The sequence below is a fragment of the Agromyces seonyuensis genome (assembly GCF_009789225.1).
Classification (GTDB): domain Bacteria; phylum Actinomycetota; class Actinomycetes; order Actinomycetales; family Microbacteriaceae; genus Agromyces; species Agromyces seonyuensis.
This window is the reverse complement of the sequence record NZ_WSTA01000035.1, coordinates 23,896-34,318: the sequence shown is the minus strand read 5'-3', so window position 1 is coordinate 34,318 and position 10,423 is coordinate 23,896. Positions and strand designations below refer to the sequence as shown.

Annotated in this window: 9 protein-coding genes and 1 pseudogene; 8 read left to right on the top strand and 2 right to left on the bottom strand. The window is 71.2% G+C overall.

All coding sequences use genetic code 11. From position 1 onward, the window contains the following. The 3 genes and pseudogenes from GB864_RS18500 to GB864_RS09390 all read left to right on the top strand — a co-directional run. Window positions 1–186 (top strand): annotated as a pseudogene (locus GB864_RS18500) (hypothetical protein); the annotation flags it as partial. A gap of 3 nt (window positions 187–189) precedes the next feature. After that, window positions 190–786, top strand: coding sequence for a recombination mediator RecR (gene recR, locus GB864_RS09395; RefSeq protein WP_160424371.1), 597 nt, complete (start codon window positions 190–192; stop codon window positions 784–786). Between the two features lie 81 nt (window positions 787–867). Continuing rightward, a complete protein-coding gene (locus GB864_RS09390; protein ID WP_160424369.1) occupies window positions 868–1,230 on the top strand; it encodes a nuclear transport factor 2 family protein in 363 nt (120 codons plus the stop codon). A 15-nt stretch (window positions 1,231–1,245) separates the two neighbouring features. Here GB864_RS09390 and GB864_RS09385 read toward each other — a convergent pair whose 3' ends face one another. After that, on the bottom strand, window positions 1,246–1,737 hold the full coding sequence (locus GB864_RS09385; RefSeq protein ID WP_160424367.1) for a hypothetical protein: 492 nt from the start codon (window positions 1,735–1,737) through the stop codon (window positions 1,246–1,248). Between the two features lie 142 nt (window positions 1,738–1,879). Here GB864_RS09385 and GB864_RS09380 point away from each other — a divergent pair, with 142 nt between their 5' ends. The 4 genes from GB864_RS09380 to GB864_RS09365 all read left to right on the top strand — a co-directional run bounded on the left by GB864_RS09380 (window position 1,880) and on the right by GB864_RS09365 (window position 7,312). Beyond that, window positions 1,880–3,154, top strand: a complete 1,275-nt coding sequence (locus GB864_RS09380; protein ID WP_160424365.1) for an aspartate kinase — start codon at window positions 1,880–1,882, stop codon at window positions 3,152–3,154. A 176-nt stretch (window positions 3,155–3,330) separates the two neighbouring features. Further along, window positions 3,331–4,389 carry an aspartate-semialdehyde dehydrogenase gene (locus tag GB864_RS09375; protein ID WP_160424375.1) on the top strand — a complete coding sequence of 353 codons (1,059 nt, stop codon included), beginning with the start codon at window positions 3,331–3,333 and terminating at the stop codon, window positions 4,387–4,389. A gap of 107 nt (window positions 4,390–4,496) precedes the next feature. Beyond that, window positions 4,497–6,143, top strand: a complete 1,647-nt coding sequence (locus tag GB864_RS09370) for an ATP-binding protein (protein WP_160424364.1) — start codon at window positions 4,497–4,499, stop codon at window positions 6,141–6,143. Then, on the top strand, window positions 6,140–7,312 hold the full coding sequence (locus GB864_RS09365) for a diguanylate cyclase domain-containing protein (protein WP_160424361.1): 1,173 nt from the start codon (window positions 6,140–6,142) through the stop codon (window positions 7,310–7,312). Before GB864_RS09370 ends, GB864_RS09365 begins: the two co-directional genes overlap by 4 nt. A gap of 12 nt (window positions 7,313–7,324) precedes the next feature. Here GB864_RS09365 and GB864_RS09360 read toward each other — a convergent pair whose 3' ends face one another. Beyond that, window positions 7,325–8,236, bottom strand: a complete 912-nt coding sequence (locus GB864_RS09360; protein ID WP_160424358.1) for a response regulator transcription factor — start codon at window positions 8,234–8,236, stop codon at window positions 7,325–7,327. A 56-nt stretch (window positions 8,237–8,292) separates the two neighbouring features. Here GB864_RS09360 and GB864_RS09355 point away from each other — a divergent pair, with 56 nt between their 5' ends. Next, complete coding sequence (locus tag GB864_RS09355; protein ID WP_160424357.1) at window positions 8,293–9,891, top strand: malate:quinone oxidoreductase; 1,599 nt, start codon at window positions 8,293–8,295, stop codon at window positions 9,889–9,891. Window positions 9,892–10,423: the final 532 nt, after the last annotated feature.

The window sequence follows — 10,423 nt, the reverse complement described above, 5'->3', positions numbered from 1 at the left end:
GACTTCGACGAGCCGCCGGCTCCCGAGCCCCGGCGCGCCCCCGAGACGCGGCGACCGCCCGCGCCGCGGCGGGTGCCGGCCGGTCCGGCGGGCGTGCAGCGGCACGGCGAGTCCGTCGTCCGCGAGATGCTCAACGCGGTGTTCATCGAAGAAGTGCAGATCACGACGAGAGGGTTCGGGGAGTAACGCGTGTACGAGGGGATCGTCCAGGAACTCATCGACGAACTGGGCCGCCTGCCCGGCATCGGGCCGAAGTCCGCGCAGCGCATCGCGTTCCACATCGTGCAGACCGAGCACTTCGACGTCACCCGGCTCGCCGAGATCCTCTTGCAGATCCGCGACAAGGTGCGCTTCTGCGAGATCTGCGGCAACGTCTCCGAGCAGGAGACCTGCACGATCTGCCGCGACCCGCGGCGCGACCCCGCGCTCATCTGCGTCGTCGAAGAAGCCAAGGACGTCGTCGCGATCGAGCGCACCCGCGAGTTCCGAGGGCTCTACCACGTGCTCGGCGGCGCCATCAGCCCGATCGACGGCGTCGGACCCGACCAGCTGCGCATCCGCCAGCTCCTCCAGCGCCTGGCCGACGGTACGGTCACCGAGATCATCATCGCGACCGACCCGAACCTCGAGGGCGAGGCGACCGCGACCTACCTCAGCCGCATGCTCGCGACGCTCGAGATCACCGTGAGCCGGCTCGCCTCCGGGCTGCCGGTGGGCGGCGACCTCGAGTACGCCGACGAGGTCACGCTCGGCCGCGCGTTCGAGGGACGCCGCGTCCTCGGCTGACCCGAGGGCGCCATCGGCGCCGGGGGCGGCCGCCGATCCGGCGCCCTTGACGCCCGGTGCGCGGGGGAGTGGACTGCCCGCATGACGAGCGAACGCACCGCGGCGTGGATGGCGGGCTACCTCCGGGCCTGGAGCTCCAACGACCCCGAGGACATCGCCCGGCTCTTCACCGATGACGCCCAGTACCTCACGGAACCCGATGCCGAGCCGCGGATCGGCCGCGACGAGATCGTCGAAGGGTGGATCGGCGATCTCGACGAGCCCGGCACGTGGACGTTCGAGTGGGGCACGGTCGTCGAGACCGACACGACGGCGGTCGTCCAGGGGCGGACGGGGTACGAAGACCGGGCGGACTACCTCAACCTCTGGGTCATCCGCTTCGCCGCCGACGGACGGGCGACCGAGTTCACGGAGTGGTACCTGCCGCGACCCAAGGACGAGTGAGCGGCGGGCATCCGCTCAGCGCAGCAGTTCGACGAGCGCGACCCAGCCGAACAGCGTTCCCGAGATGATCGCCAGGAAGCAGCCGATCGCCGCAGCGGCGAGGCCGGCCCCGGCTGCACCCGCGACGACGAGGACGCCGGCGGCCAGATAGAGGAGCGCCGGCGCCGCGGCGATGAGGATCTTCGGCACGATCCACGCCCGCGGGCCGCCCGCGACGACGATGCGCCGCGCCGCCGGGACCGCGACAGCCAGCGCGAGCAGGGACAGCACGAGGATCTCGAGGCCGAAGACGACCGCGGGCTGCTCGGGCACGAGTCCCAAAGCGCAGACGAGGACCGCGAGCACGAGGGCCGCGATCGCCGTCGCGCCCCGCGCGGCGATCGCGGGCGCCTTGACGATCCGGTCGATGTTCACCGACATCGCCACGATGATCAGACCGGCGAGCGCCGCCGTCGCACCGGCCATCGCGACGTTGAACTCGCTCCACGCCTCCAGCTCGGCCCCCATGCCGCGATGCTATCGGCCCCGGATTCCCGCGGCACGGCGCCGGCCCGTGCGCGACGCGTCACATGCGACGGGCCGTATCCGGCCCCGAAGTAGGATGGCCTCTGGCGTTCCCCCGCCCGCAACCCCACCCCCAGGAGACCACGTGAGCTTGATCGTGCAGAAGTTCGGCGGTTCGTCCGTCGCCGATGCGGAGAGCATCAAGCGGGTCGCCAAGCGCATCGTCGACACCCGCAAGGCGGGCAACGACGTCGTCGTGGCGGTGTCCGCGATGGGCGACACGACCGACGACCTGCTCGACCTCGCGGCCGCCGTCGCGCCGATCCAGGCGCCGCGCGAGCTCGACATGCTGCTCTCCGCGGGCGAGCGCATCTCGATGGCGCTGCTCGCCCTCGCGATCAAGAGCATGGGCTACGAGGCCCGCAGCTACACCGGCAGCCAGGCCGGCATGATCACGGATGCCGTGCACGGCGCCGCCCGCATCGTCGACGTCACCCCGGTGCGGCTCCGCGAGGCGCTCGACGACGGTGCGATCGTCATCGTCGCCGGCTTCCAGGGGTTCAACCGCGACACCCGCGACATCACGACCCTCGGCCGCGGCGGCTCCGACACGACCGCCGTCGCCCTCGCCGCGGCGCTCCAGGCCGATGTGTGCGAGATCTATACCGACGTCGACGGCGTCTTCACGTCCGACCCGCGCGTCGTCGCGAAGGCCCGCAAGCTCGACCGCATCACGAGCGAGGAGATGCTGGAGCTCGCCGGCTCCGGCGCGAAGGTGCTGCACATCCGCGCCGTCGAGTACGCGCGCCGCCACGGCGTGACGCTCCACGTGCGCTCCTCGTTCACCCCCGACGAGGGCACCATCGTCTACGACCCCGCCCGACTGCCCGAAGGAGAAACCGTGGAAGAGTCCGTCATCACCGGCGTGGCCGTCGACCTGAGCGAGGCGAAGATCACCATCGTCGGCGTCCCCGACGTCCCCGGCGTCGCCGCCAACGTGTTCACGACCGTCGCCAAGTCCGGCGCGAACGTCGACATGATCGTGCAGAACGTCTCGGCCGCCGCCACCGGCCTCACCGACATCTCGTTCACGCTGCCGAAGTCCGAAGGCCAGGCCGCCCTCTCGGCGCTGCAGCGCGAGCAGGAGGCCATCCGCTTCCAGTCGCTCCAGTACGACGACCAGATCGGCAAGCTCTCGGTCGTCGGTGCGGCGATGCGCTCGGCGACGGGCGTCTCGGCGAAGTTCTTCGAAGCCCTCTTCGCAGCGGGCATCAACATCGAGATGATCACCACGAGCGAGATCCGCATTTCGGTGGTCACGCACGCCGACAGCGTCAACGACGCAGCGCGCGCCGTGCACGCCGCGTTCGGCCTCGACGGCGACACCGACGCCGTGGTGCACGCCGGAACCGGTCGCTGATCCGGCGACACGAGACAGGCCGACGCCGGGATCCGGTCGACGACCCGGCAGTTCCCGCCGAATCGGCGCCCGCCGGCCGCCGATGCGCGGGTCGGCGTCACAATGGACAGCATCACACCAGCAGCAGGCAGTTCCCGCGGGGGCGCGCGAGGCGTCCCCGCGATGATCGAGGAGTCATCGTGAGCTCAGGAGTCAACATCGGCGTCGTCGGCGCCACCGGTCAGGTCGGCGCGGTCGTGCGCCGGCTGCTCGAGGAGCGGGAGTTCCCCGTCGCGAGCATCCGCTTCTTCGCCTCGGCCCGCTCGGCGGGTACGACGCTGCCCTTCAAGGGCGACGAGATCGTCGTCGAGGATGCCTCGACGGCCGACCCGAGCGGCCTGGACATCGCGATCTTCTCCGCGGGTGCGACGCTCTCCAAGGCCCAGGCGCCCCGCTTCGCCGCGGCCGGTGTCACGGTCATCGACAACTCGTCGGGCTGGCGCATGGACCCGGAGGTGCCCCTCGTGGTCGCCGAGGTCAACCCGCACGCGATCGACGAGGCCGTCAAGGGCATCATCGCGAACCCGAACTGCACCACCATGGCCGCGATGCCGGTGCTGAAGCCGCTGCACGACGCCGCGGGCCTCGAGCGCCTCGTCGTCTCGACCTACCAGGCCGTCTCCGGCGCGGGCCTCGCCGGCGGCGAGGAGCTGCTCGCGCAGGCCAGGGCCGCGCTCGAGCAGGACACGATCGGCCTCGTCCACGACGGCGCCTCCGTGACCTTCCCCGAGCCCGAGAAGTTCCCGCGGCCGATCGCGTTCGACGTCATCCCGCTCGCCGGCTCGATCGTCGACGACGGCGACCTCGAGACCGACGAGGAGAAGAAGCTCCGCAACGAGTCGCGCAAGATCCTCGAGCTGCCGGAGCTGCGCGTCGCGGGCACGTGCGTGCGCGTGCCCGTCTTCACCGGCCACTCGCTGACCATCCACGCCGAGTTCGCGGGCGATCTCTCGCCGGAGCGGGCCGCCGAACTGCTGGCCGCCGCCCCCGGCGTCGAGCTCAGCGACGTCCCGACGCCGCTCCAGGCCGCCGGCCAGGACCCGTCGTTCGTCGGCCGAATCCGCCGCGACCAGTCGGCCCCCGAGGGCAAGGGCCTCGTGCTCTTCGTCTCGAACGACAACCTCCGCAAGGGCGCCGCGCTCAACGCGGTGCAGCTCGCCGAGCTCGTCGCCGCGAAGCAGGTCGCCGCGGTCTGAGCCCGAGCCTCCGACGGGGTCGTCCGCTTCGGCGGGCGGCCCCGTCGTCGTTCCGGCCGCCGCGGCCCTCCCGGGCGCGCAGGGGGGCTCCGGCTAGGCTCGGGAACGTGGCGGGATCGGGGGATCGTCGCGCGGGGATCGGCAGTACGGTCGACGCGCTGCACGACCGCGCGGTCGTCCGGTCGCAGCTGCTCTTCGTCGTCGTCGTCATCCTCGGCACGTTCGTGCTCGAACTCCTGGTCCCCTACCTCGTGGGCGAGCCGTGGATGGTCGCCGGCATCCTGCTCGCGTTCCTCACGACGGCCGCCTCGATCATCGTCCGCTGGCATCGTCATCCGGCGCTCGCGGTCGCGATCATCCCCGTGCTCGACATCGTGGCCATCGGCCTGATGCGCATCGGGGCGCCGCCGATCGGCGTCGGCCTGCTCTGGATCTTCCCGACGACCTGGCTCGCGCGCTCGTTCGGCACGGCGGGCGCCGTCGTCGCCGTGGGCCTCGCGTCGGGGTTCATCTTCGTCTCCGAGGTGATGGCGACGGTGCCGTTCGGGGTCGAGAGCCTGCTCGGCGCGATCTACCTGCCGATCACGCTCGTCTTCATCGCGAGCTCCGCCGTGCTGACGGCTCGGCGCGACGCCGCCCAGCGCGAACTGCTCGGCCGCAAGACCGGCCAGCTCGAGCGGGCGCTCCGCCGTGCTCGTCGGCAGGAGGTGCTCATCGTCGAGGTGCTCGACTCGGTGCCGTTCGGTGTGCTCCGCATCGATCGCGACGGACACGGCACCCTGATGAACCGGGCCTACGCGCGCATGTTCGGCCTCGAGCGCGACGCACCGGACTCGGCCCGCCTGGTCGAGGTGGTCGACGCCGACCGGCGGCGGCCGCTCGCCCCGGACGAGCAGCCGTTCGCGCGGGCCGCGCGGGGCGAGGAGTTCCAGGCGCTCGTGTGGGCGTACGACTCGACCGGCTCGAAGCGGGCGCTCGACGTCGTGGCGCGACGGCTCGTCGGCAGCGCGGGGGAGCCGGACGGCGCGCTGGTCGCGGCCCGGGACGCCACGGTCGAGGTCGAGGCGGTCCGCGGCCGCGACGATCTCGTGCTGTCGATCTCGCACGACCTCCGCACGCCGATGACCTCGGTGCTCGGCTACCTCGAGCTGAGCCTCGACGACCCGGCGCTGCCGGAGCGCATCCGTTCGAACCTCGAGATCGCCGAGCGCAACGGCAATCGCGTGCTGGACCTCGTGGCCCTCGTGCTCGCGGGCTCGACCGAGGACCTCCTCCCGCTCGCGCCCCGCCGCGTCGACCTCGTCGAGCTCGTCCGCGACGCGATCGCCGGGCTCCGTCCCCTCGCCGCGCAGCACCAGGTGTCGGTGCGGCTCGAGGCGCCCGAGCGTCTGGACATCGACGCCGATCCCGAACGCATCCGGCGCGTGCTCGACAATCTGCTCTCGAACGCCGTCAAGTACAACCGGCTCCGCGGTCGGGTCGACCTGGCGCTCTCGAGCGAGGGGGAGGAGGCGGTGCTCGTGGTCCGCGACACCGGCGTGGGGATCTCCGTCGAGGATCAGCCCCGCGTCTTCGACCGCTTCTACCGCTCGGAGAACGCGCGGAACTCGGCCGCGCACGGCACCGGCCTCGGCCTCGGCATCGCGCGCGAGGTCGTCGAACGGCACGGCGGCTCGCTCGAGCTCGCGAGCACCCCCGGCGTCGGTACGACCGTGACGTTGCGACTGCCGCTGCGGCGCGAGGAGGCGGCATGAACGTCGACGTGGGCACCGTGCAGCTCGCCGCGACCGTGGTGACGGCCGTCTGCGGCGGGCTGTTCCTCATCGACGCGTTCCTGCGGCGTCCGGACCTCGCCGGCCGGTACTGGGCGCTCATGTACGTGGCGGCGATGCTCGCCTCGATCGCCTACTCGATCTGGCACCTGCGCAGCGACGTGTCGTGGGTCGGCCGCGCGATCGGGCATGCGGCCGCGGCGGCCGCGCCCCTCTATCTCTGGAGCGGCGCCCGCGCCGCCAACCGCCGCCCGCGGACCTTCGGGTGGCTCGCGCCGATCGCGGCGGTCGCCGTGCTGGGCGCCGTCTTCGCGGACGGACCCGAAGCCGACGAGTGGGCGGGCGCCATCGTGCTCTCGATCGCAGTGGCCGCCGGAGCGTTGCTCGCGGCCCTCGAGTTCCGCGGTGGCGACCTCGGCGGCAACCCGACGGCGCGGAGCCTGTCGATCTTCCTGCTGTTCGCCGTGGGCTACAGCCTGCTGCGGCCGATCGCCTATCTGATCCGCGGCCCCGACGAGTTCGTCGTCACCTGGTTCGGTTCTGCGACGACGGGTCTCGGCTACATCGCCGTCGTCATCGTCACGACGGTGACGATCGTGCAGATGCAGAGCGTGCGCCTGGACGGCTCGATCGGCGGGCGCGCCGATCGGCGGAGCCTGACGACGGAGATGCTCGACGAGGCGTCGTTCGAGGCGCTCGCGCGCGATCAGCTCGATCGGGGCACCTACCACCGGGTGCAGCTCGTGCTCATGGACATCGAGATCGACGATCGCGAGACGCTTCAGCAGGCCTACGGCCGCGGCAGCGTCGAGGTGTTCCTCGCGGAGTCCACGGCATCGCTGCGTCGGAGCGCTCCGCCGGGCGCCGTCATCGGCCACGCCTCGACGCCCGGCGAGTACCGGATGCTGCTGCCGGGCCCGTCGATCGAGGCCGTCGTCGAGCGCGCCCGGGCGATCCAGGCCGGCCTCCGCGACCTGGACGAGCCGGGCGAGGTCGGGGTCACGCTCACGGCCTCGATCGGGCTCGCCGGCACCGACGCGGCTGGCTACGACTACGACGAGCTCGTCGCGGCGGCCCGGAGGGCCGTCACCGAGGCGCAGGCGGAGGGCGGTGACGAGGTCGTCGTCGCGGCGCGCGGCGAGGGCGCCTGACCCCGGCAGTCGCTACGCGTCGACCGCGGTGAGGCGGTAGCCGACGCCGCGCACGGTCTCGATCCAGCGCGGGTCCGCGGCGGCCTCGCCGAGCTTGCGGCGCAGGTTCGCCAGGTGCACCTCGACGGCCCGGCGGTCGGCGTCGCTGACGAAGGCGTCGTCGGCGGGCTGCTGCCCGTGCAGGGCGAGCGCGAGGTCGGTCTTGCTGCGCACGCGTCGCCCGCTCTCGAGCAGCATCGCGAGCAGGTCGAACTCGGTGCGGGTGAGCTCCACCGGTTCGCCGTCGACGCTCACCACCCGGATCTGCGGGTGCAGCCGCAGCCCGCGATGCTCGATCCAGCCGGTCGTCTCGTCGTCGCTGAGCGGGACCGCGTCGGTCGTCGGCTCGGCGAGTGCCGGATCGAACGGCGGATGCTCGACCGTCAGGGCCGGCGCCCCGGCTCCGACGGTCTCGCCCACGACGTCGGCAGCCGCACCGACGCCCGCGGCCTCGACGATCGTCGGCGACAGGGGCTGCGTCGGCTCGAGGTCGTCGGCCGGCTGGCCGAGCGCCCGGGGCCGACGGAGCATCGCGGCGATGCGCGCGCGGAATTCGCGCGGGCGGAACGGCTTCGCGACGTAGTCGTCGGCGCCCGACTCGAGACCCTGGAGCGCGTCGATCTCCTCGGTGCGCGCCGTCAGCATCACGATGTAGGTGTCGCTGAACTCCCGGATGCGCTTCGCCGTCTCGAACCCGTCGATGCCGGGCAGGCTGACGTCGAGCGTCACGACCGTCGGCGCGTGCTCGCGGACGGCCTCGACGCCGTCGATGCCGTTGCCGCTCGTGACCGTGCGGAAGCCCGCCTGGGAGAGCACCTCCTCGAGCAGACCGCGGATGTCCGCGTCATCCTCGATGATGACCGCCACCGGTTCGTCGTCGCCCATCGTCCCCCCGCCCCAACCGTTCCCAGCTTAGGGGCGGGGCGCGGCGCGCGCCGGGAATGCCGCGTTGCCGCCAGTGCACGAGTCGGACGCCCCCGATCAGTCGACGACGCACAGCGTCGCCGAGGTCGGGGCATGGTAAGAGCCCCCGATCTCGCGGCGTAGACTGGAGCATCGTGAAACCCGAAGAAACCGTCGACGTCGTGCTCATCGGCGGGGGCATCATGAGCGCCACGCTCGCCTCCCTCATCTCCGAACTGCAGCCCGACTGGTCGATCCGCGTCTACGAGCGCCTGGGCGAGGTCGCCCAGGAGTCTTCGAACGCCTGGAACAACGCCGGGACCGGGCACGCCGCACTGTGCGAGCTCAACTACATGCCCGAGGGCGAGGGCGGCAAGGTCGATCCGGCCAAGGCCGTCAGCATCAACGAGCAGTTCCAGGTGAGCCGGCAGTACTGGGCGCACCTCGTGCGCACGGGTGCGCTCGCGAGCCAGGCATCCTTCATCAACACGGCCCCCCACATGACGTTCGTGCAGGGCTCGAAGGACATCGACTACCTGCGCCGCCGGTTCGCGGCGCTCGAGGGCCACCCGCTCTTCGACGGCCTCGAGTACAGCGAGGACGCCGAGCAGATCGGCAAGTGGGCCCCGCTGCTCACCAAGAAGCGCAACCCGAAGCAGAAGATCGCTGCGACCCGCATCGAGGCGGGCACCGATGTCGACTTCGGCGCGCTCACCGCGGAACTGCTCGTCGACGTCGAGCGCAAGGGCGGCGAGGTCTTCACCAACCACCAGGTGACGTGGCTGAAGCGGCGCAAGTCCGACGGCACGTGGGACCTCACGGTCAAGCACCTCGTCGGCGGCACGACGAAGCGCGTCAACGCGAAGTTCGTCTTCGTGGGCGCCGGCGGCGGGGCCCTCGCGCTCCTGCAGCACTCGGGCATCCCCGAGATCAAGGGCTTCGGCGGCTTCCCGATCTCCGGGCAGTTCCTCCGCACGACCAACCCGAAGCTCGTGGCGCAGCACCAGGCGAAGGTCTACGGCAAGGCCGCCGTCGGCGCCCCGCCCATGTCGGTGCCGCACCTCGACACGCGCGTCGTCGACGGCGAGACCGCGCTGCTCTTCGGACCGTACGCGGGCTTCACCCCGAAGTTCCTCAAGACGAGCACGTGGTTCGACCTGCCGTTCTCGATCCGGTTGCACAACCTCGGCCCCATGCTGCAGGTCGCGTTCCGCAACTTCGACCTCGTGAAGTACCTGGCGAGCGAGCTCTTCGCGTCGCGAGCGACGAAGGTCAAGGCGCTCAAGGCGTTCATGCCGACCGTCAAGAGCGAGGACTGGGAGCTCATCACCGCCGGCCAGCGCGTCCAGGTGATGAAGAACGAGCCCGGCAAGGGCGGCGTCCTCCAGTTCGGCACCGAGGTCATCACCGGAGCCGACGGCACGATCGCCGGCCTGCTCGGCGCCTCGCCGGGCGCCTCGACGGCGGCCCCGATCATGCTGCAGGTGCTCGCCAAGTGCTTCCCCGACCGCATGGATGACTGGGAGCCGAAGCTGCGCGAAATGATCCCGAGCTACGGCACGAAGCTCTCGGACGACCCGAAGCGCGCCGCGGAACTCCTGGCGGACACCGCGGAGGCGCTCGGCCTCGTCGCCTGACGCGGACTGCGCTCCGATCCGCGAACGCGGGCGTCCCAATCGGGTGCCCGCGTTCCGCGTTTCCCGGACCGGGCCGACGGTCCGCGGTTTGAGTTGCCGATCGATCGAACCTATGTTCTGGGTATCTGTCTCACTGAAGTCGTGATAGTTCGGTGCCTGCAGCATTCTCCCGGCACGCGCGTTGGCAGCGCTGGAGTACGGCTCTGCCCCCGATCGGATTCAGCAGACCCGGTCGCACCTTCAGCCGATCAATCGCCTATGCAGTCCCGCGAGTCCGTTTTCTGTGATGAACGACCACCGGTGCCAGCACCCCGATCACAACGACAGCGACGAGCGCCGCGAAAGACCACTCCATAGTCGCGTACGCAGAATCAAGAGCTTCCGTGGTGACCAAGCCTGTGTCAGCCCCCGGCACCTGATCGACTAGGAGCGTGGCCCTGATTGTCGAAGTGATCAATATGACGATGAGGGCAAGTGCCGCCAGGCTGGCTACCGCTATCCACAAGGTCACCTTTGCGCGATAGGTGATTGC